The sequence below is a fragment of the Verrucosispora sp. NA02020 genome (assembly GCF_013364215.1).
Taxonomy (GTDB): Bacteria; Actinomycetota; Actinomycetes; order Mycobacteriales; family Micromonosporaceae; genus Micromonospora.
Genome location: NZ_CP054923.1, coordinates 5,330,942 through 5,348,041, shown reverse-complemented (window position 1 = coordinate 5,348,041; position 17,100 = coordinate 5,330,942). Strand labels below are relative to the sequence as shown.

Genomic DNA, 17,100 nt, shown 5'->3' with positions numbered 1-17,100 from the left:
CCGATGTGGGATCGACTGACGTCGGCGCTCGCCGGCGCCGCGTTGCGACTGCCGCCGGCCCGTACCCGTCGGGTCGCTGTCACCCGGGACATTCCAGTCCGGGTCCGCGACGGGGTGATCCTGCGCACCGACCACTACCGCCCGGACCGGGTGGACGCGCCCACCGTGCTGATCCGCACCCCGTACGGGCGGGGCGGGCCGATGCGGCTGCTCTGCCGGCTCGCCGCCGAGCGCGGCTTCCACGTGGTCATCCAGTCCTGCCGGGGCACCTTCGGCTCCGGCGGCTCCTTCGACCCGTTCGTGCACGAGCGCGACGACGGGTTGGACACCCTCGACTGGCTGCGTCGGCAGCCCTGGTGGGGTGGGGCGTTCGGCATGTTCGGCGCGAGCTACCAGGGTTTCGTGCAGTGGGCGCTGGCCGCCGACGCGGGCACCGAGCTGCGCGCGATGGTCGCCGTGGCCACCGCCTCGTCGACCCGCGACTCCACGTACGCGGGCGAGTCCTTCGCCCTGGACACGGTGCTGACCTGGGTGGAACTGCTCCAGGCGCAGACCGTGCCGTGGCTGGCCCGGCAGTGGGAGCTCAAACGCGGCCAGCCCCGCCTGGCCGCCGCCCTGGCGCACCTGCCCCTGGTCGAGGCGGACCGGATCGCCACCGGGGTCACCGTGCCGTTCTTCCAGGAGTGGTTGGAGCACCACACGCCGCAGGCCGACTACTGGCGTACCCGGATCTTCGACGACCGGCTCGACCGGGTGCGGGCGCCGGTGGCGATGGTCAGCGGGTGGCACGACATCTTCCTGCCCGCCCAGTTGCGTGACTACGCGGCCCTGCGCGCCACCGGGGCGCGGCCGAGGCTGGTGGTGGGGCCGTGGACCCACGGCAGCCCCGGCCTGTTCGTCGCCGCGCTGCGCGAGGGACTCGACTGGCTCGACGCACACCTGAACGACCGCGCCGCGGCGCCGGCCGGGGTCGACCGGGACACCGGTGCCGGCGCGCCCGTGCGGGTGCACCTGGGCGGCACCGGGGGCGGGTGGCGTGACCTGCCCGACTGGCCGCCACCGGCCCGACCCACCCGGTGGCACCTGCACCCGGGCTCCGCGCTGCGTACCTCGCCGCCGGTGCCCTCGCCGCCGGACGCCTTCTGGTACGACCCGGTTGACCCGACCCCCTCGCTGGGCGGCCCGCTGCTGGTGGCCCAGCGCGCCGGGCCGTTCGACAACCGTCCGGTCGAGGCCCGTCCCGACGTGTTGACCTGGACCACCGACCCGCTGGAGCACGCGGTCGAGGTGATCGGCCCGGTGCGGGCGGAGATCCACCTGCGCAGCGAGCTGGCCCACCTGGACGTCTTCGTGCGACTGTGCGACGTGGACCGGCGTGGCCGGTCCTGGAACGTCTGCGACGGCCTGGTCCGCGTCGACCCGCGACGCTTCCGCTCCGACGCCACCGGTGCCGTCGCGGTGCCGGTGGAGATGTGGCCGACCGCCCACCGGTTCGCCCCCGGGCACCGGGTGCGGGTGCAGGTCTCCGGCGGGGCCCATCCCCGCTACTCGCGCAACCCGGGAACCGGCGAACCCCTCGGCGCTGCCGTGACTCTCCGTGGTGGACGTCGGGAGATCATTCACGACCCGGAGTATCCGTCCGCAGTGGTCCTTCCGGTCGTCCACTCTGCCTCACAGGCTTCTCCAAGCTGAATAAACCGGCTCTGAGCTGGGCATTCGTCGAGAAGTGCGGCTATGGTGGGGGTACGCCCGGCGCTGTGCAACCACTGGCCGGGAGCGCTTGTACAGCCTTCCTACCGCGCACGCGGTGTCACTGCCGTGCCCGGCCCCCGACGGATCAGCAGAGGGGGGAACCATGACGCGGGCACCGGCGAACCTGATGGCCGTCCGCAGTTTGCTGCTCAAGCACCTCAACCGCGACCCGAACCGGGTACGCGACGAGGACCTGGAACCCAACGAGGTCGGCATCGTCGGTGATGCCAACCACCGCGGGGGATACCACACCGGATCGGACCGGGTCGTCGCGAACGACTACTCGGTGGTCGAGTCGCCCCGGGACCGCAACGGTCTGACGCTGGACGCGGCCGCGCTGGACGTGGGTATGTTCCGGGTCGGCAGCGGCGGTCGTAACCACGACCTGTTCACGTTCTCGACCTGGTGTGTGGCCCAGTGCGTCGCCAACACGGCGGACAGCCGGGACATCCGCGAGATCATCTACTCACCCGACGGCAAGGTGGTGCGGCGGTGGGACCGACTGGGGCGGCGCAGCACCGGCGACCGTTCCCACCTGTGGCACACCCACTTCAGTTTCTTCCGCGACTCGATCAAGGCGGGACGTGACCAGACGCCGCTGTTCCGCCGTTACCTGACCACCATCGGACTCATCACGCCCGAGCAGGAGGAGATGGACATGACCCCCGAGGAGCACAACTGGCTCAGGACCGTGCACCGCAACCTCACCGTCCTGGACGGTCGCAACCCGATCGGGCAGACCTATACCCGCACCACCACGGGCGAGGACCACACCGACCCGAAGTTCCAGGTCGGGCACCCGACACTGCGCAGCCTCGGCGCGCAGTTGACCGCGTTGCAGTCCGCGGTGGAGTCGCTGGCCAACCGCGACTTCACCGACGAGCAGGCGATCATCACCGGTGTGCTGGCCGGCCTCACCCCCGAGGAGATCGCGGCGGCGATCCCGCCGACCGTGGCCGAGCAGGTCGTGCAGGAACTCGGCCGGCGGCTCGCCGCCTGAGGCTAGGCACAGGTGGACGGGTGGCGGCGGCCGGTCCTGCCGGCCGCCGCCACCCCGGCACGGGTCACATCGGTCGGACGTTGTCCGCCTGCGGCCCCTTCTGTCCCTGGGTCACGTCGAACTCGACCTTCTGGCCCTCGGTCAGCTCCCGGTAGCCACTGCTCGCGATGGCCGAGTAGTGGACGAAGACGTCCGGGCCCCCACCATCCTGTTCGATGAAGCCGAAGCCCTTTTCCGAGTTGAACCACTTCACGGTGCCGGTTGCCATGCGTTCTCTCTCCCTGTTCCAGGCGGGCGACCGCCGGCTCCACGCCGGTGGCCGCCCGATACCTTCCCGACAGTAACCGGTGAATAGCGGATTTGCCGGGCGAAGCGCCTCAGGGAGTGGCGGCGGAACGATCCGGGCGGTGCGGAGACGGATCAGGGATGACCCGGAGCACACCGCGCGCAGTGTGGGGAGAATCCCGATGTCCACACCGGCGGTCAGGCAATAGCGTACGAGGCATGGCAAACCAGTTGGCCCAGGTCGGAGAACTTCCCGTCGCCCTGTTGATGGCGGTGCTCGGGGTGGTCATGGTCTTCGACGCGGTCCCGCTGTTCGGCGTCCTCGTCCCCGGTGACGTGGCGATCCTGGCCGCTGTGGCGGTCGGCACTCCCCGTACCGGGCTGGCGACCTTCGTCGCCGTGGTCGTCGGGTGCCTGGCCGGATGGTCCCTGACCTTCCTCGTGGGCCGGCGGTGGGGCGCGGTCCTGCGCCGCAGCCGCGTCGGCGGTTGGGTCGGGGAGACCCGCTGGGCCACCGCGGAGGGCATCCTGCGCCGCAACGGCGGCCGGCTGGTGCTGGTCGCCCCGTTCCTGCCGGTGTTCAACGCGCTGCTGCCGCTCGCGGCAGGCGGCCTGAACATGTCCTACCCGCGCTTCCTCGGCTTCGCCTCGCTCGGTGCGGGCGCGTGGGCCGGGCTCTACCTGGCGGTGGGCACCGCGTCGCGGTCGCTGGCCGGGCTGCTGCCCGGTGGCGCCAGCCCGATGCTGATCACGATGGCCGGCGGCCTGGTGCTGGCCGCCCTGGTGCTGCTCGGCGTGCGGCGCCGGCTGCGTGAGGTCACACCCTGACCGTGCGGACACCGGCCCGGAGCGCCACGCGTTGTCGGATCCGTGCGGGGTGCGCCAGGCGCGGGCCCGGCGCACCCACGAGGGGCATCGCCGTGATCCGCGCCCGGCGGCGCGACCTGCCCCGGCCTCACCAGCCCCGGGCGCGCCACTCGGCCAGGTGCGGGCGTTCCGCGCCGAGCGTCGAGTCCCGGCCGTGGCCCGGATAGAACCAGGTCTCGTCCGGCAGCCGGCCGAACAGCTTGTGCTCCACGTCGTCGATGAGCGCCGCGAAGCGCTCGGGATCCTGGTCGGTGTTGCCGATGCCACCCGGGAATAGCGGGGGCACTCAGAGTGCACTACTCTCGCGGGCGTGGCGGCATTCGAGGACTACCTGTACGCGCGCATCAGCCAAGACGAACTAGGGCTCGAAAAAGGGGTCACCCGGCAGCTTCGGGAAGCCCGCGAATACTCGGAGAAGACCGGCGGAATGGTGGCCGGCGAATACTCCGACAACGACATCTCCGCCACCGAAGCCGCCCCACGGCCCGACTTCGAGCGGCTGCTGGCGGCGCTCGCCGCCCCCAACCCGGACGGGGTGCAGCGCCGCATCGTGGCCGTCCACACATCCCGGGTGTGGCGCAACCGGGTCGAACGGGCCCACGGCATCGAGTTGGGCCGCCGCCTCAACCTCATCGTCAAACCCGTCAACGGTGTCGAGCTGGACTTGCGGACCGCGCAGGGTCGGATGCTGGCGGAGATGCTGGGCGCCCAGGACACGGGCGAGTCGGAGACGAAAGCGGAACGCATCCAGTCGGCGGCCCGCGAACGTGCCGAGGAAGGCCGCGCCAACGCGTACGCCCTGTACGGGTGGCGGCGCGTGTACGAGCACGACGACCGGGGCAGGGTGATCGGTTCCCGCGATGAAGAAGACCCGGCGCAGGCCGATGTGGTGCGGGAGATCGTGGCCCGGCTGCTGGCCGGCGACACCCTCAAAGGGGTCACCGACGACCTGAACAGGCGGGGTGTGCCAGCACCGCGCGCCGGATGGGTTCGGAAGGGGCGCGCGAAGGGCCAAACCCCGGACGGGCAGTTGTGGAGCAACACGAGCGTGAAGAAGATGGCGATCCGGCCGGCGAACATCGGGCTGCGAATCTTCCACCGGGGCCGCCCGGATGAGGAGATGCTGCCCGCCCGATGGCCGAAGATCGTCAACCCGGACGATCATGAGCGGGTGGTGGCGCTGCTGTCGGATCCGGCGCGTGGGCAGCTCAAACCGGCGGCGCGGTCGCATTTGTTGACGTGGGGGGTCGGCGAGTGCGGTGTGTGCGGGGCGCACCTGCGGACGGCATGGAAGGGCAGCCAAAAGTGGGGACGGAAGCAGATTCTGTACCTGTGTGAGAAGTCCGGCTGCGTCGGGCGCAATGAGGCGAACGTGGACGCCCGGGTCGATGCGGTGATGGTGGCGTTGCTGTCCCGCCCCGACGTCCTCGGCTTGTTGGAGGGGTCGCAGTCGCGGCAGGTGGAGTTGCTGTCGCGGGCGGAGGCGTTGCGGGCACGCATGGCGTCGGCGGCGGCGGCGTTCGCGGAGGGTGAGATGACCGCCGAGCAGGTGCGCATCATCAACGGCCGGCTGCGCCCGCAAATTGAGGCGGCGGAGACGGAAGCCCGGCAGCATCAGCCGTCTCCGCATCTGACGCTGGTGGTGGCGTCGGTGGGTGAGCAGGCGGCGCAGCGGTGGGCCGGGTACACGGTCAACCAGAAGCGGGCAATCATGGAGGCGTTCGGGGTGCGGGTGATCATCGACCGGGCGAAGAAGGGACCGGGTTTCGACCCGCAGTCGGTGCGAATCATTCCCCGGTCCCCGGATGGTGCGAACTAGCTGGTGCGTCTGCCTGGCCGCTGCGGTAACGGGATTACTGATCCGTCGTTGCCGTCATCCCGGTCAGGGTGGATACCCCACGCGGTGCGCTCAGTCTCGGCCTGGCCTGCCCAGAAGCGTTGCCGGTCGGCGCGGTCACGGTCGGCCATGATCTGCTTAACGGCCTGGGTGATGATGTCGGGTTGTGCGGCGACCGCATCCCGGATGGCTTTGACGATCAGGTCGTGGCGGTAGGCGTCGATCTGGTCTTGTGCTGTAGTGCGGGCGAGGTCGCCGCGTACCCGCAGGTAGCCGACGATGAGGGCCACGGTCACGAGAACAAGCACGCCGAATGTCATGGCGTGCACGCCGAGGGCCACTCCCATGCCTGGTCGGTGTCGGCTGGTGAAGGCGTGGATGGTGAAGGCTGCCATGTCGAAGGTGGTGAGGATCGCGGCGATTGTGGCAGCGGCGGCCATGCCGCGTGGTGGTGTGGCGATGGCGCGTTCGTGGAGCAGGTTTTCGATGTGAAGCTGCTGCTTGGCTGCAAGGTCCATTAGGGGTTCTCCCGTGAGGCTGGTGGTTGGCCGGCGTTCGTGGTGCTCGGGGCCGGTCAGCCTGACGGGGGTTGTGGTGGCGGCGTTCTGCCCCCTTGTCTGCGGTCGGTGCCGCACGGGGTCGGGTTGTGGTCCCGGCTGGTGGTGCTGGTGTCGGCGCCCAGCCCGTCGAGAAGCTGCACGCTGCCGGTTGCTGCCGGGGTGCGGGTGCAGTCGCCGAGGTCGGGCCCGTCTGCCGGTGCAGGCTGGTCGCTGGTGATGGCGCCAGTGCGCGGTAGGCGAACTGCTGTGGGCCGTTCGGCGCGCATGCCGGGTTGCGGGGTCGGCTGGGCGGCGGTGACGGTGAGGGTGGGGACGCCCGAGATGGCTGCACGTGGGGGTTGTTCGGCCAGCTCGGGCGCCGTGTTGGGACCGCTCGGCATGGTGCTCGTGGGCGGCGGGGTGGTGCTGGTGTCTGCGGCGGGTGTCTCCACCTTGTCGGGGTCGGTCCCGTCAGGTGCGGGTTCCGGCTGGGTGGCGGTCGGGTCGGTGACCGTGTTCAGGGTGCCGTCGGTGACCTTGTCGGCCACGTCGCCCACAACGGGCAGTGGCTCGACCACCTTGTCCACGGTGTCGGTGACGTCTTTGACGGTCTCGGCTGCGTCGCCGACCGTCTTGTCCACGGCGTCCGCGATGGCCTTGACGGTGTCGCGGACGGGGGTGGGCTTGTCGGCGGGCGGGCTGCCAGTGACGGTGTCGAGGATGGAGCTAATGGTGCCCGGCGGGTTGGTGTCGTCGGCTCGGGCGGGTTCTTGGCTGGCGCTGAGGGCTATGGCGGTGCCGGCGAATCCGGCGGCGGCGTACAGGAGCAGTCGCGTGAGGCGCATTGATCGGTCCCCCCATGGATCGACACGGATGCGTTACCTGCTGTTCACGTTCTGAGATTGCTTTACCTTGGCGGATTGTTGCCGGTGGCTGTATCCGGTGTGGGTCTCCTGACTGCTGGCCTGCTAGCGCTCCCAGGTGGCCTGTTCGGTTGACCCCTGTTTGGGGGTCATGCCACGTTTTGGGCGCAGCGAATCGACCGGCTTGAGTAGATCAATCTGCCGGGTTGAGTATCCGACCGTGCACGCGATCGACGCAGCGAGCAACTTCTACTTGTCACGACAAGCAGAACATGAAAAGTTCCCGCAAGGCCGTAGCCGCCGCAGGTGATCGTTCGTTAACGTGCCGCGTCGGCCGCAGGACCGGGCAGAAACCACCGGTCAGCCGGCAGAAGATCCGGCTGCTCGCGCCCTGACCGCCACACCACCCACACGGGGATGCCGTAGTCGACGTGCACGGTCATGCGGTCACGGTCCGGGGCGGTCGGCATCCGACTCTCAACCCGCGTCACATCGGTGAGGTCGATGGGCTGCTTGTCGTAGACGCGCCGCACCCGGGTAGCCTGCCCCTGCCGTGTGACAACGAGGCCCTCGCTGCGGAGGGTGGCGACGGCTGCCCGCACGAGGGTGCGGGACACGGAGTGGGTTTCTTGCAGGTACCGGTCTGCGGGGAAGGCGCTGCCGGGTTTGAGCTGGCCGTTCAGGATTTGGGTGCGCAGCAGGTCGGCTAGCTCGTGTGAGCTGATCGGCGGCTGCGGGCGGACCACATCCGGTAGTCAACGGCAGGGTGTTGGGGGTGTTGGCGACCACCATGTCACGACAAGTTGGCGACCGTCGATGTGCTGTGTGCGTGGTGCGGCCCGCACCGACGGGGTGGGTGCGGGCCGCTGTGGTTGTGACCCACCTGGGGGGATTGGTGGGGCACGGGGTCAATGTTACGCCGGTCGATCGCTGTCCGTGATCCTGGCGTCACGGCTTGTCTGGCCGAGCACGGCACTTCTGGTGGCATTAGGCGGCGCGGTCGGCGGCAAGCAGGTCGGTCACCGGGTTGACATGTTTCGCGATGGCGGGCTTTTGGCGTCAGCGACGCACCACGGGCAGATGTCCTTGCCGCCGGGTAGGTTCACCCGGCCGCCAGACTCTCGGATCGCAGCACGGACCCGCTTGGCCGTCTTCCCGCCATCGATCACGCGTCCACACTCGTCGCAGTCGATCGTGATTTGAACGCTCATCAGTCAGCCCTTCGGGTCGGGGCCCGGGGTGCACGGTCACACCCCGGGCCAGAGCGGGTCAGGCGGGGACGCACTCGTTGCAGCAGCCGTCGGCTTCCTCGTCATGCTCCTGTGCGGCCTCTTCGTCGATGTACTCGTCGCCGTAGGGGTGGTGGCAGATGGCGCAGACGGTGCGCCACTTCGCGATCTCGACGGGCATGGTGCTCTCCTTCGGTCGGTGCGGGTCAGGACGGGTCGGCGGAGTGGCCGGGCTGCTCGGCGATCTGCACCACCATCTGTGTGTCGTGGCCCTCCCCGGCACACCACTCGCACACGATTGCCGCCGGGGTGCTCCGGAATCCGTTGGCGTGGAGCGTGCAGATGTGGCGGGTGCGGGTGTGTCCGTTCTCGCAGCGGCCCGTAGACGTGTGGGTGGCGTCGTTGCCGCAAGCGCCGAGGTTGATGCCCAGAAATTCGGTGACGATCGTGCATGCGCCGAGGGGCATCGGCGTCTCCTCGTGCGGCGTGTCAGGCATGGCGGCTTCTTCGGGGGCGGCGGGAACGCACTCGCCCACCTCGCTTGTGCTCCCGCACCGTCCGCAGGGCAGGTGGATGGACCAGGAGAGGTCGTGGGCGGTCATCGGCGTCGCCTCGGGCGGCTGCCGGAGTGCACCACCAGCGCAACCACGAACAGGGCAGCGAGGATGGCGGCGGTGATCGCCCAGTCGGGAAGGCCAGGCATGGCGTCTCCTTTGCGGGGGTCTGGTCGGCTACCGCTCGCCCCGGTGGTGCAAGGTCCGGGACGGCGGTACGCAGGTCAGGCCGACGCGCGGGCGTGCTCCCACTGCGACTCGCCCTCATCTGGGTCAGCCCACTGGACGCCACGCTCGCTGCGGTGCAGGCCCTCATGCCCGGCAGGTCCGGCGACGCACGGCACGATCGGGTCGTCGTTCAGCGGCACCAGTGCGGCGTCGCACGGCATGAACAGCGGCCGGTCGGAAACGGCGAACACCTGCTCCGGGTTGCGGCACACCTGATCCCACCCCATTGGGTCGGAGTTGTCGTCGTCGAACCAGTGCTCACCGGGCCGGCCGCCCCAACTCTTGGCGGCGTCGTCATCCCGCCAGAACAGGAGCAGCCGTGTGGACGCGGTCGGGCCGTTGTCGACGACGACGCGGGAACGGTCGCCGGGCTCGGGGACCGTTGTAAAGGTTTGCTGGTCGGTCATGCGGTGTCTCCGTCCGTCCGCTGGGGGATAGGTATGGTGATGTTGCGTGCCGCTGCATACTGGACGAGATCGACACGCAGGAACGCCACCGCGTCCCGGACCTGCTGGTGTGCAGCACGGACCTCCCCACCCGACTCGATCGGAACGTCGTGGTGCTCGCGCACAAGCCGGTCGATCTGCTCGGTGCGGTCGTAGGTGGCGAGGTGGTGGAGTTCGGCGTCGATGAGCCGCAGGGCGGTTTCGGTGAGCTGCTGGTCGGTGAGCATGGTCAGTCCTCCGTCTTCGATGGGTCAGTTCGCGCGGCGAACTCTTCGATGGCGTCCAGGTGTTCGGGCTGCAACCCCGTCGAGCCCTTCGGCCGGATCAGCAGCGCGCCAGCGGCCACCAGTTCGTCGTGCACCTCGCCGGACAGCGGCACCTCCGTGTCGTCGGTCCAGTTGAGGCGGCGGCTTTCGGCGAGCACCTGCCGGGCTGCGGCCAGTTTCGCCACGGCGGCGGCGTGGCCGTTAATGTCTTCGGCGAACGCCCGCCCGAGCGGCGGCAGCGCCCACAGCCGCTCCAACTGGTCGGCGTACGCGCACCAGGTGGTGCACCAGCGCACCTCGACGGTGCCAGCCTTGTGGAGGTCACGGATGCGGGTGACGAGGGCGGGAGCCCACCGCATCTTCCACTCGCTGCCCTGCGCGTAGGCGTAGCCGGTGCGGGGTGCGCCACCCCAGCCGGGGCGGGATGCGTTGATGACGCCGTCCACATCCAGCAGCAAGATCGGCGGCAGCGGATTAGTCATCGTCAGTCCTCCGGGTCGCTGTCGGACTGCTGCTCGTCCTCATCCGGGAGGGCCGCAGCCGCTTCGATGCCGTTCTGGACGGCCTGCATGATGTCCTGCCAGTTGGTTAGGAACTTGATGTCGCGGTGGCCGGAGTCTTGGTGGTCTTGCGGGGCGAGCTTCCACACTTCGCGTCCGATCGCAGCGCACACGTCTTCCCACGTCAGTTCCTCTGCGGCGGGGGCGGTGGGGTTGGTCATCGTCAGTCCTCCGGGTCGCAGATGAGGCAGTCAACGGCCGCCGTCGTCGGATGCTCGACGCACACCATCAGCGTTTCGATCGACGGCCGGGCAGGAGCGTGAGCAGCCAAGATGCGGTCCATGGCCGCGTAGCCGTACGGGTCCGTCTTGGTGTCGACGTACTCGATGAACACGCTGTTGACGAACACGGCGTAGCGGGTGCCGGCCGCGCCGCAGGCGTCCTGATGTGCGAAAGGCTGGCGAGGCATCGCGGGGGTAGTCACTTCCGTCGCCGGTCCAGCAGCCAGTAGTGCCAGCGTCCTTCGCGACTCCACCGCCACCGCCAGCCAATCGGCTTCGGCTTCCCGGCGGGGTACCAGTAGCAGCGCTCGATTCTCACGGTTGATGTCTCCTGAGAGTTAGGCAATCAAGACAGTCAGGTCCGGCGGGACTCATCGACGGTGCGAGCGATGGACGCAAACACGTCTAGTTGCGCAGCTACCGTCAACGCCTCGCCGGTGAGGTTGTTGATCTGTTGGACGATCTGCGTGTAGTCATCGATCGACCTGCCCGCGTCCATGGACTTGGTAATCCGAGCGCACTGCTGATCGATGCGTTCGATGACGCGGCGTAGGTGCATGCGCGCGGCATCCACGCTGATGAACCGGGCAGCCTGGGCCACCTGATCGAGGTCTTCGGCGGTGAGCATCAGGCGGCCTCAGCGTCAGCGAGAGCGTCCCAGTGGGCGACCAGCGCAGCATGGGCAGTTTCGGCGGCTTCCTTGGTGGTCCAGCGGGTGTGGCCGTCGAGGGCGACACCGGCAATCGGGCTTCGGGCAGGGAGTCCGTGGCACTTCTCGACCTGCTGGCCGTCGATGTGCCAGCCCTTGCATGCTCCGCAGTAGATCGCCATTGCTGGACTCCCCGCCTTCTCGGCATCTCGTGACGCCTCTATTCTAGGGCGTACTCCCTAAGTATTCTAGGGGGTACCCTACACGAGTGCCGGAGGATCTTGGGAACATGTCGCTACCCGAGGCAGACCGCCACGCCCGCGCCCAGATCGAGTACCACCGCGAGCAGATGGGCACATGGAAGCGCGCACGCGCCCAACGCATCGTCACCGAGTACGACGCAGGTCGGACCGTCGAAGAGATAGCCGCCGACCTGGGCGTGTCGGCTGCGACGGTCTACGAGGTCATGCGTGCGGTGCAGACGGAGCCCAAGAAGCGCGGGCGGCGGCCCAAGAAACGTGACGGCGAGTCGCCTACCTGACCCGACCGCCGCCACCTACCTTCACCCCGTGACCCCCGCAGACTGGACCACCGTCGCACTCGCACCCGTCACCGCCGCAACAGCCGTCATCGCCTGGCTCGCATGGCGCACCGCGAAAGCCGTCCGCCGCGACCAGTCGGCCAGCGAAACCCGGCGGCGGCATCGCGAAATGCGGCCCACCCTGGACGTGACCATCGAGCATCCCAACGGGCACGAAATCGGCATCCTGTCGATCAAGCTGACGGGGCCTCGTGAGGTGGAACGGTACGACCGGATACAGGTGCGGATCCGCGACGACAAGGAACGGCCCCCGCCCCGCACCGGCAGCAATGTGACTGTCGAAAAGCAGAACGCGCAGGTGTGGGGGCCGTTCCGGTTCCGGCACGGTGTGGACGGTGCGCGCGAGGATGGGCGGGTCGCTGAGCAGGGCGGCAAGGCGGTCACGGACCGGTGGCTGTTCAGCCTCGACCGCACCACCGCCCCGGAATGGTACGGCGGCGGCGATCCGGAATGGCGACGCACCTACGACGGCACACCGCTACGGCTGCGGGTCGCGATCAGCCGGGCAGGATCCATGCCGTGGGTCGAGCTGTTGGAGGTCCCGACGGCTGTGGGCGGCAAGTTGATGGCCTAGCTGCCGGCCGCAGACCAGCATCGCGTAGTCGCCTACCTGACAGCCGCGCCGACCAATAGGCCAATAACGATCAACCCGGCTGGTCTGCACACTCCCACGGGTGAGCCTCTACCCGACACCGAAACCCAAGCCAAAGAAAGACCGCAACGCCCTCATCAGCGGCGTCATAGCCCTCGCTCTGCTCTGCTGCGGCGGTGGCGTCGTCACCGCATTCACCGACGACAACAAACCGCCCGCAGGGCAGCCGGCCGCCTCAGCGAGCGTGCAACGTGCCGCCGAAATCCCACCGCCCGCCCCCACAGCCACGTCTGCCGTGGAACCGGAGGTGGCGGTCGAGACGGCAACCGCCGGTAGCCCGACCGCCACGCCGTCGCCGACGCGCAGCATCAAACCCACCAAGTCGCCGACACCGAAACGCACCACGCCTGCCCCGAAGACGACGAAACCGAAGCCGAAGGCCACGACCGAGTATGTGGCGAAGGGTGTGCATCCGGGTTCGTTCTGCTCGCGGCAGGGTGCCCGTGGGGTGACGAAGACTGGCAAGCCGATGGTGTGCACGACGACGGCCACGGATTCGCGGAAACGCTGGCGGGCCGCCTGACGGGTCCACAACGCGACGAAGCCTGACACCGCGATGGTGTCAGGCTTCGTTCACGTTGGACGGCCCGCAGGCTGAGCGAGTGGAGCGCTCGGCGCGGGCCGCACATCGACTATAAGCGAACCGTCAAAGCAGAACCTTGCACGACGCAGCCCCGGCCAGTTCCACCAAGGAACCACGCCGGGGCTGCTCGACTCACAGACTGACGGTCGGCCTGCCGCTGCCCTCACACCGCGCCCGACTACCTTGCGGCTGATGCGGCGGGCACGGATTGCCCGGCATCACACCGGTGCGGGCACCGCACTGGCTGCACTTCGACTGTGGCGCCACTGTCGAACCCCCTCAGGGATTTGATAGTCCGGGCACGGATCCGACTTCGGTTCGGCGGCGCTACCGCCGGGCCCGGACGCGGCAGTAGCACGCACATACGCTACCGAACCGTCACTGCCAGTGATACGGATGGCTGAGGGGGATTCACCATGCCGAGGCCAACCAACCCCCGGCGCACCACACAGCTCCCACGACGTGAACTGCTCCGGGCGGGCGACATCAAGCAGCCGCCGCAGCAGGTTGAGGGCACGACCCGGCATGCACACCATCGCCTCCGCCGCCAACTCCGGTGACACTGGCTTAGCGTTGCGATCCGGGACCGCACACCACAGCAGCGACGTCGACCCAGACAAGGCGACCGCTTTCACCCCGGCCGGCGACTGCCCGCCAGGCGTGCTGTCCTTGCCGTACCGGACGGCACCGGCATAGTCGGGATGCTGGGCGGCCAGTAGTAGCCCCTCAACCACGTCGAGTACCTGCGCGTTGGGCATCGTCTTCACGGTCACGCCTCGAATCGGGTGCCGGGGCGGGCGTAGCCGCCGTCTACGAGGGTTCGCAGGCCGGCGGTGATGCTGCCGGAGCGGGGGCGTCCGGCGCGGGTGCGGGTGTCGACACCGCACGCTTCCGCATACTCGTACACGTCCAGGTTGGGGTCGTTGTAGCCGAGCACCTGGGCGGTCACCCACATAACGTTCATGCGAACCAGGTCGGTTTGGTGTGGTTCGAGTTGGGGGAGCTGCGGGTAGTTTCGGGCGTCGTCTGCCCGGTTGTGTCCTGCCCGGTCGGCCCGGTAGGGGGCGTCTGACCAGTCGTGTTGCCGGATTTCGTCGGCGAACTGCTGCGCGAGGCGTGACAGGGCCATGGGTGTTCTCCCTCCGATAGGGGTGTTGCTGGCGTCACCCCCCGACGGGGCGGGCATGGTTGGAGCCTACTCCTGGGCTTGCGGCCAGACGAGCACCACGTGCACTACCGGTTCACCTGCGGCGTTCTTCCGCTTGCGTCGTGCGGCTTGGCGGGCGCGGCATAGCACAGTGCCGCGCTGCTGCTGCCACAGCCGGCCGGGTACGAGGTGCGAGAATTCGTCGGCTTCGCTCACGGTAGCCATACGCCCATTGTGCCGTCACTGAACGTCACGCGTCTATTCGTTCTTTAGTCCGCCCTCAACCCGAGCCCGTCGGTACGCATCCTCAATCGCAGCCTGCAAGCGCACCAGCGTCGGGATGCCCGACGCCACGGGTCCCTCATCCTCGGTGTAATCGCTGACCAGCCAGGACAAGTCGTGCAGTGCGTCCAAATACTCCTGCCACGCCTGCCTGGTGGGCGGGGTGCACAGCAGCAGCACCCGACCGCTGATTGCCCCCAAATCCTGCGGGGCGAGGTTGCGGACAGGATCGTGGTCGCTGGACTCGCCGACTAGGCGAGCAACCCACCGCTCCGTCGAGGCTAGGTGAATGAACATGTCCGCGTACACGGCAAGGCGGGCATCGTGAATGAGCGCGTCCCGCTGGTGGCGGCGCTGGATTATCACGCCGAGGACGGTTCCGGCCAGCGCCCCGATAACGCCGACTGCTGCGGCTACAACCTCGATCACCGACTCATGGTGGCAGCAGGGCGCTAATCCCAGCGGATGTGTTCGGCGCCCAGACGGTTCCGGCCGCAGGCGCACCGGTAGCCGTCCCATTGGTGATCCCACGACGTGAAGTGCAGTCCGACACGGCAGGCGACCCGCAGCATCCTCGCCGACAGGCTGGGCGGCCGGACGGGTTCGCCTTCGCGGGGTAGCGGCCGGTGCAGGTGGGGTTTGGCGCAGCACACGTCCCAGCCGGAGTGGTCTGGGCAGCATTCGGTGTCGCCGGAGGTGGGGCAGAAGTAGGGGCGGCACTGCTTGGCTTGAAGCCGCGCTTCCCAGACGTCGTCGGCGGCGAGCTGTGCTGCGCGGGCCACGATCCGCTGGGCCGTCTCATCCGACACGCTGTCCCGTGCTGCGCGGGCGTCGGGGGTGCCCAGCGACGACTGCTCGATCAGCCGGCGGATAGGGGAGTCGGTCATCAGTCGGTCATCCCGTTGCAGGTGAGGCTGTGTGCCTCCACCTCCGTCTTGTCTGACAGCACGGCCACCTGCAACATGCCGTCGTCGGCGCGTCCGCCCGGCTCGGCGGTCACGGTGATCGGTAGCGGGGTTTCGCAGTCGGGGCAGACCGCGTACACGACGACGGCAGGTGGAGCGGTCACGGCTGCACCTGCGCTTCCCGGTGCTGCTTCTCGATGTGGCGGGCAGCCATCCGCAGCCCGAGTCGCAGCGTCGGGCCGGAAACCGACTCGTACCAGTGGCAGCCGGACAGTGGGCATTCCAGGAACTGGTCGCCGTCGTTGTCCGCGTAGAAGAGGAAGTCTTCCGGCGTGACGTTGTGCGCTTCCGGGGTGGGCGTGAAGCGGTCGAGGTATTCGTCTTCGAGCGTGGTGAAGAGTGCGTCGATGTCGCCCGCTGCTGCTGCGGCACCACACGAGGAGGTGCGGTTGTAGTCGCCTGAGCCGCCGTAGAGGCCGTCGTTGCGGTGGATGCGCAGGGCGCGGGCGCGCATGTTGTAGGTGACGTTGCCGGCGTCGCCGGAGACGCGGTAGGTGCCGTCGGTCGTCTCGCGCGTCAAGGTGGGGCTGTCTGTGGTGGTCATTCTTCGTCTGCCTTCCGGTCGAGGTCGTCGGGGTGCCGCTCAGCCCGCAGCATGTACTTGGTGATGTTCTGCTGGTGTTCGAGCAGTACCCGCAGCATCTCAATGTCGGTGAGGTCGTGTTCGTCCTGCAACCGGTCTAGTTCTGCGCGGATCGCGTTGCCGGCCCGCTGGACGGGCATGTGGTGCGCGCGGGGAGTCTCACCGGCCTGCATCCTGGCTTGGGTTGGCAGCCCACGGAATCGAGGTGCGCCTGCCCAGCCACAGTGTGTCGCCGAGCAACATGCGGCGAGGCGACCTCACTCGCACCTTCCCAACACCGCCCGAGGCGGTCAGTTGCAGCCAGGTTCCGTGCATTGATCCGAGGTCTTCTACCCACAGATTGCCGTCGGTGTCGACGGTGACGCGGGCGTGGCGGGGGGAGACGTGCGGGTCGGTGTGGATGCACACGTCGCAGTCGGCGGCGGTGCCGATCGTGAACGAGCTGACGAGGGTCATCGGGACGGCCCCGTCTCGCCCGGCTCGACCTTGGCGAGTTCGGATTTCAGGTACCGTCCGACGGCGCGCTCCCAGAACGGCTGCCGCAGATGCTCCGGCAGCAGCGGTGCAGCCTCCCCGGCGGTGATGCCGGGCTGGGCGGCGCGCAGCCGGGCGAGGTGGGTTTCCAGTTCCTGCTCGACGTGCGGGGCAATGGTCATAGTCGTCTCCGTTCGTCAGGTGAGGCGGTCCGCGAGCACGGCGAAGTCCCGCTCCACGTTGAACAGCGTCCCGTCGGGGTTGAGGTGCAGTTGGGTGGCGACCTCGGCCATGGAGCCGAGCGTGTGGCAGAGGGCGGCGTCGCCCATCTGCTCGGCGGCGTGTTTGCCGGCGTCGAGGATGAGCGCCAGGTGCCGCAGATCCATTGGCTGCGGGGTGGGCTGGGCGGCGGTCATTGCGTGGCCTCCGGGGCGTCGGAGACGTGGCGGATGGGCGGCAGTCCCATGCGTTCCCGCGCTGCGGCCGTCACGGGCACCCGCTTGCAGGAGTGGGTCAC

The 17,100-nt window shown here is 68.8% G+C and carries 30 protein-coding genes and 1 pseudogene; 7 read left to right on the top strand and 24 right to left on the bottom strand.

The annotated features are described in order from the left end of the window. Positions 1–3: 3 nt before the first annotated feature. Positions 4–1,692 (top strand): CocE/NonD family hydrolase, encoded by a 1,689-nt coding sequence (locus tag HUT12_RS23755; protein ID WP_176094822.1) that lies wholly within the window; start codon positions 4–6, stop codon positions 1,690–1,692. A 163-nt stretch (positions 1,693–1,855) separates the two neighbouring features. Then, entirely contained in the window at positions 1,856–2,752 is an 897-nt protein-coding gene (locus HUT12_RS23750) for a hypothetical protein (protein WP_176094821.1), read from the top strand. A gap of 64 nt (positions 2,753–2,816) precedes the next feature. Here HUT12_RS23750 and HUT12_RS23745 read toward each other — a convergent pair whose 3' ends face one another. Beyond that, positions 2,817–3,020 (bottom strand): cold-shock protein, encoded by a 204-nt coding sequence (locus HUT12_RS23745; RefSeq protein WP_111219891.1) that lies wholly within the window; start codon positions 3,018–3,020, stop codon positions 2,817–2,819. 236 nt (positions 3,021–3,256) lie between these two features. Here HUT12_RS23745 and HUT12_RS23740 point away from each other — a divergent pair, with 236 nt between their 5' ends. Next, the gene (locus HUT12_RS23740; protein ID WP_131057880.1) at positions 3,257–3,865 is read left to right on the top strand and encodes a DedA family protein; all 609 of its coding nucleotides are present in this window, start codon (positions 3,257–3,259) and stop codon (positions 3,863–3,865) included. 127 nt (positions 3,866–3,992) lie between these two features. On the opposite strand, the pseudogene HUT12_RS23735 reads toward HUT12_RS23740, so the two are convergent. Next, positions 3,993–4,181, bottom strand: a pseudogene (locus tag HUT12_RS23735) (MBL fold metallo-hydrolase); the annotation flags it as partial. Positions 4,182–4,214: 33 nt separating this feature from the next. Here HUT12_RS23735 and HUT12_RS23730 point away from each other — a divergent pair. Beyond that, the gene (locus HUT12_RS23730; RefSeq protein WP_176094820.1) at positions 4,215–5,723 is read left to right on the top strand and encodes a recombinase family protein; all 1,509 of its coding nucleotides are present in this window, start codon (positions 4,215–4,217) and stop codon (positions 5,721–5,723) included. Here the strand turns inward: HUT12_RS23730 and HUT12_RS23725 are convergent. The 12 genes from HUT12_RS23725 to HUT12_RS23670 form a co-directional block, all read right to left on the bottom strand. Further along, positions 5,720–6,259 (bottom strand): hypothetical protein, encoded by a 540-nt coding sequence (locus HUT12_RS23725; RefSeq protein WP_176094819.1) that lies wholly within the window; start codon positions 6,257–6,259, stop codon positions 5,720–5,722. The two genes, HUT12_RS23730 and HUT12_RS23725, sit on opposite strands and share 4 nt — an antisense overlap. Positions 6,260–6,315: 56 nt before the next feature. Further along, positions 6,316–7,125, bottom strand: a complete 810-nt coding sequence (locus HUT12_RS23720; RefSeq protein ID WP_176094818.1) for a hypothetical protein — start codon at positions 7,123–7,125, stop codon at positions 6,316–6,318. Between the two features lie 335 nt (positions 7,126–7,460). Next, on the bottom strand, positions 7,461–7,889 hold the full coding sequence (locus HUT12_RS23715) for a winged helix-turn-helix domain-containing protein (RefSeq protein WP_176094817.1): 429 nt from the start codon (positions 7,887–7,889) through the stop codon (positions 7,461–7,463). Between the two features lie 523 nt (positions 7,890–8,412). Further along, on the bottom strand, positions 8,413–8,553 hold the full coding sequence (locus HUT12_RS23710) for a hypothetical protein (protein WP_176094816.1): 141 nt from the start codon (positions 8,551–8,553) through the stop codon (positions 8,413–8,415). A 25-nt stretch (positions 8,554–8,578) separates the two neighbouring features. Beyond that, positions 8,579–8,974, bottom strand: a complete 396-nt coding sequence (locus HUT12_RS23705) for a hypothetical protein (protein ID WP_176094815.1) — start codon at positions 8,972–8,974, stop codon at positions 8,579–8,581. A 176-nt stretch (positions 8,975–9,150) separates the two neighbouring features. Then, positions 9,151–9,561, bottom strand: a complete 411-nt coding sequence (locus tag HUT12_RS23700) for a hypothetical protein (RefSeq protein ID WP_176094814.1) — start codon at positions 9,559–9,561, stop codon at positions 9,151–9,153. Beyond that, positions 9,558–9,827, bottom strand: a complete 270-nt coding sequence (locus HUT12_RS23695; RefSeq protein WP_176094813.1) for a hypothetical protein — start codon at positions 9,825–9,827, stop codon at positions 9,558–9,560. Before HUT12_RS23695 ends, HUT12_RS23700 begins: the two co-directional genes overlap by 4 nt. A gap of 2 nt (positions 9,828–9,829) precedes the next feature. After that, entirely contained in the window at positions 9,830–10,348 is a 519-nt protein-coding gene (locus tag HUT12_RS23690; protein WP_176094812.1) for a hypothetical protein, read from the bottom strand. Positions 10,349–10,350: 2 nt separating this feature from the next. Beyond that, positions 10,351–10,587, bottom strand: coding sequence for a hypothetical protein (locus HUT12_RS23685; protein WP_176094811.1), 237 nt, complete (start codon positions 10,585–10,587; stop codon positions 10,351–10,353). Positions 10,588–10,589: 2 nt separating this feature from the next. Then, on the bottom strand, positions 10,590–10,835 hold the full coding sequence (locus HUT12_RS23680) for a hypothetical protein (RefSeq protein WP_176094810.1): 246 nt from the start codon (positions 10,833–10,835) through the stop codon (positions 10,590–10,592). A gap of 167 nt (positions 10,836–11,002) precedes the next feature. Further along, positions 11,003–11,275 (bottom strand): hypothetical protein, encoded by a 273-nt coding sequence (locus HUT12_RS23675; protein WP_176094809.1) that lies wholly within the window; start codon positions 11,273–11,275, stop codon positions 11,003–11,005. Next, positions 11,275–11,478, bottom strand: a complete 204-nt coding sequence (locus HUT12_RS23670; RefSeq protein WP_176094808.1) for a hypothetical protein — start codon at positions 11,476–11,478, stop codon at positions 11,275–11,277. Before HUT12_RS23670 ends, HUT12_RS23675 begins: the two co-directional genes overlap by 1 nt. An 86-nt stretch (positions 11,479–11,564) precedes the next feature. On the opposite strand from HUT12_RS23670, the gene HUT12_RS23665 reads away from it, so the two are divergent. The 3 genes from HUT12_RS23665 (at position 11,565) to HUT12_RS23655 (ending at position 13,072) form a co-directional block, all read left to right on the top strand. Continuing rightward, positions 11,565–11,837, top strand: coding sequence for a helix-turn-helix domain-containing protein (locus HUT12_RS23665; RefSeq protein WP_176094807.1), 273 nt, complete (start codon positions 11,565–11,567; stop codon positions 11,835–11,837). A 28-nt stretch (positions 11,838–11,865) separates the two neighbouring features. Further along, positions 11,866–12,471 carry a hypothetical protein gene (locus HUT12_RS23660; RefSeq protein WP_176094806.1) on the top strand — a complete coding sequence of 202 codons (606 nt, stop codon included), beginning with the start codon at positions 11,866–11,868 and terminating at the stop codon, positions 12,469–12,471. Between the two features lie 100 nt (positions 12,472–12,571). Further along, positions 12,572–13,072, top strand: a complete 501-nt coding sequence (locus tag HUT12_RS23655; protein ID WP_176094805.1) for a hypothetical protein — start codon at positions 12,572–12,574, stop codon at positions 13,070–13,072. A 278-nt stretch (positions 13,073–13,350) separates the two neighbouring features. Here HUT12_RS23655 and HUT12_RS23650 read toward each other — a convergent pair whose 3' ends face one another. The 10 genes from HUT12_RS23650 to HUT12_RS23605 form a co-directional block, all read right to left on the bottom strand. Then, on the bottom strand, positions 13,351–13,905 hold the full coding sequence (locus tag HUT12_RS23650; RefSeq protein WP_254876937.1) for a hypothetical protein: 555 nt from the start codon (positions 13,903–13,905) through the stop codon (positions 13,351–13,353). Beyond that, positions 13,902–14,261, bottom strand: coding sequence for a hypothetical protein (locus HUT12_RS23645; RefSeq protein WP_176094804.1), 360 nt, complete (start codon positions 14,259–14,261; stop codon positions 13,902–13,904). Before HUT12_RS23645 ends, HUT12_RS23650 begins: the two co-directional genes overlap by 4 nt. Before the next feature lie 276 nt (positions 14,262–14,537). Beyond that, positions 14,538–14,990: a hypothetical protein gene (locus HUT12_RS23640; protein WP_176094803.1), complete on the bottom strand. Its 453-nt coding sequence runs from the start codon at positions 14,988–14,990 to the stop codon at positions 14,538–14,540. 23 nt (positions 14,991–15,013) lie between these two features. Further along, a complete protein-coding gene (locus HUT12_RS23635; RefSeq protein WP_176094802.1) occupies positions 15,014–15,448 on the bottom strand; it encodes a hypothetical protein in 435 nt (144 codons plus the stop codon). After that, entirely contained in the window at positions 15,448–15,630 is a 183-nt protein-coding gene (locus HUT12_RS23630; RefSeq protein WP_176094801.1) for a hypothetical protein, read from the bottom strand. The genes HUT12_RS23635 and HUT12_RS23630 overlap by 1 nt, the downstream gene beginning before the upstream one ends. Then, a complete protein-coding gene (locus HUT12_RS23625; protein WP_176094800.1) occupies positions 15,627–16,070 on the bottom strand; it encodes a hypothetical protein in 444 nt (147 codons plus the stop codon). Before HUT12_RS23625 ends, HUT12_RS23630 begins: the two co-directional genes overlap by 4 nt. Further along, positions 16,067–16,282, bottom strand: a complete 216-nt coding sequence (locus HUT12_RS23620; protein ID WP_176094799.1) for a hypothetical protein — start codon at positions 16,280–16,282, stop codon at positions 16,067–16,069. The genes HUT12_RS23625 and HUT12_RS23620 overlap by 4 nt, the downstream gene beginning before the upstream one ends. Continuing rightward, positions 16,269–16,565, bottom strand: coding sequence for an FHA domain-containing protein (locus tag HUT12_RS23615; RefSeq protein WP_176094798.1), 297 nt, complete (start codon positions 16,563–16,565; stop codon positions 16,269–16,271). Before HUT12_RS23615 ends, HUT12_RS23620 begins: the two co-directional genes overlap by 14 nt. Then, complete coding sequence (locus tag HUT12_RS23610; RefSeq protein WP_176094797.1) at positions 16,562–16,765, bottom strand: hypothetical protein; 204 nt, start codon at positions 16,763–16,765, stop codon at positions 16,562–16,564. Before HUT12_RS23610 ends, HUT12_RS23615 begins: the two co-directional genes overlap by 4 nt. Before the next feature lie 15 nt (positions 16,766–16,780). Then, positions 16,781–16,999 (bottom strand): hypothetical protein, encoded by a 219-nt coding sequence (locus HUT12_RS23605; protein WP_176094796.1) that lies wholly within the window; start codon positions 16,997–16,999, stop codon positions 16,781–16,783. Positions 17,000–17,100 lie beyond the last annotated feature (101 nt).

Bases quoted from the DNA above. Each gene is read 5' to 3' on its own strand.
- HUT12_RS23745 (WP_111219891.1), bottom strand. From the start codon at position 3,020: ATGGCAACCGGCACCGTGAAGTGGTTCAACTCGGAAAAGGGCTTCGGC.
- HUT12_RS23625 (WP_176094800.1), bottom strand. From the start codon at position 16,070: ATGACCACCACAGACAGCCCCACCTTGACGCGCGAGACGACCGACGGC.
- HUT12_RS23615 (WP_176094798.1), bottom strand. From the start codon at position 16,565: ATGACCCTCGTCAGCTCGTTCACGATCGGCACCGCCGCCGACTGCGAC.
- HUT12_RS23750 (WP_176094821.1), top strand. From the start codon at position 1,856: ATGACGCGGGCACCGGCGAACCTGATGGCCGTCCGCAGTTTGCTGCTC.
- HUT12_RS23620 (WP_176094799.1), bottom strand. From the start codon at position 16,282: ATGCAGGCCGGTGAGACTCCCCGCGCGCACCACATGCCCGTCCAGCGG.
- HUT12_RS23740 (WP_131057880.1), top strand. From the start codon at position 3,257: ATGGCAAACCAGTTGGCCCAGGTCGGAGAACTTCCCGTCGCCCTGTTG.
- HUT12_RS23675 (WP_176094809.1), bottom strand. From the start codon at position 11,275: ATGCTCACCGCCGAAGACCTCGATCAGGTGGCCCAGGCTGCCCGGTTC.
- HUT12_RS23695 (WP_176094813.1), bottom strand. From the start codon at position 9,827: ATGCTCACCGACCAGCAGCTCACCGAAACCGCCCTGCGGCTCATCGAC.
- HUT12_RS23755 (WP_176094822.1), top strand. From the start codon at position 4: ATGTGGGATCGACTGACGTCGGCGCTCGCCGGCGCCGCGTTGCGACTG.
- HUT12_RS23610 (WP_176094797.1), bottom strand. From the start codon at position 16,765: ATGACCATTGCCCCGCACGTCGAGCAGGAACTGGAAACCCACCTCGCC.
- HUT12_RS23710 (WP_176094816.1), bottom strand. From the start codon at position 8,553: ATGCCCGTCGAGATCGCGAAGTGGCGCACCGTCTGCGCCATCTGCCAC.
- HUT12_RS23605 (WP_176094796.1), bottom strand. From the start codon at position 16,999: ATGACCGCCGCCCAGCCCACCCCGCAGCCAATGGATCTGCGGCACCTG.
- HUT12_RS23680 (WP_176094810.1), bottom strand. From the start codon at position 10,835: ATGCCTCGCCAGCCTTTCGCACATCAGGACGCCTGCGGCGCGGCCGGC.
- HUT12_RS23725 (WP_176094819.1), bottom strand. From the start codon at position 6,259: ATGGACCTTGCAGCCAAGCAGCAGCTTCACATCGAAAACCTGCTCCAC.
- HUT12_RS23705 (WP_176094815.1), bottom strand. From the start codon at position 8,974: ATGACCGCCCACGACCTCTCCTGGTCCATCCACCTGCCCTGCGGACGG.
- HUT12_RS23635 (WP_176094802.1), bottom strand. From the start codon at position 15,448: ATGACCGACTCCCCTATCCGCCGGCTGATCGAGCAGTCGTCGCTGGGC.
- HUT12_RS23690 (WP_176094812.1), bottom strand. From the start codon at position 10,348: ATGACTAATCCGCTGCCGCCGATCTTGCTGCTGGATGTGGACGGCGTC.
- HUT12_RS23720 (WP_176094818.1), bottom strand. From the start codon at position 7,125: ATGCGCCTCACGCGACTGCTCCTGTACGCCGCCGCCGGATTCGCCGGC.
- HUT12_RS23670 (WP_176094808.1), bottom strand. From the start codon at position 11,478: ATGGCGATCTACTGCGGAGCATGCAAGGGCTGGCACATCGACGGCCAG.
- HUT12_RS23645 (WP_176094804.1), bottom strand. From the start codon at position 14,261: ATGGCCCTGTCACGCCTCGCGCAGCAGTTCGCCGACGAAATCCGGCAA.
- HUT12_RS23700 (WP_176094814.1), bottom strand. From the start codon at position 9,561: ATGACCGACCAGCAAACCTTTACAACGGTCCCCGAGCCCGGCGACCGT.
- HUT12_RS23685 (WP_176094811.1), bottom strand. From the start codon at position 10,587: ATGACCAACCCCACCGCCCCCGCCGCAGAGGAACTGACGTGGGAAGAC.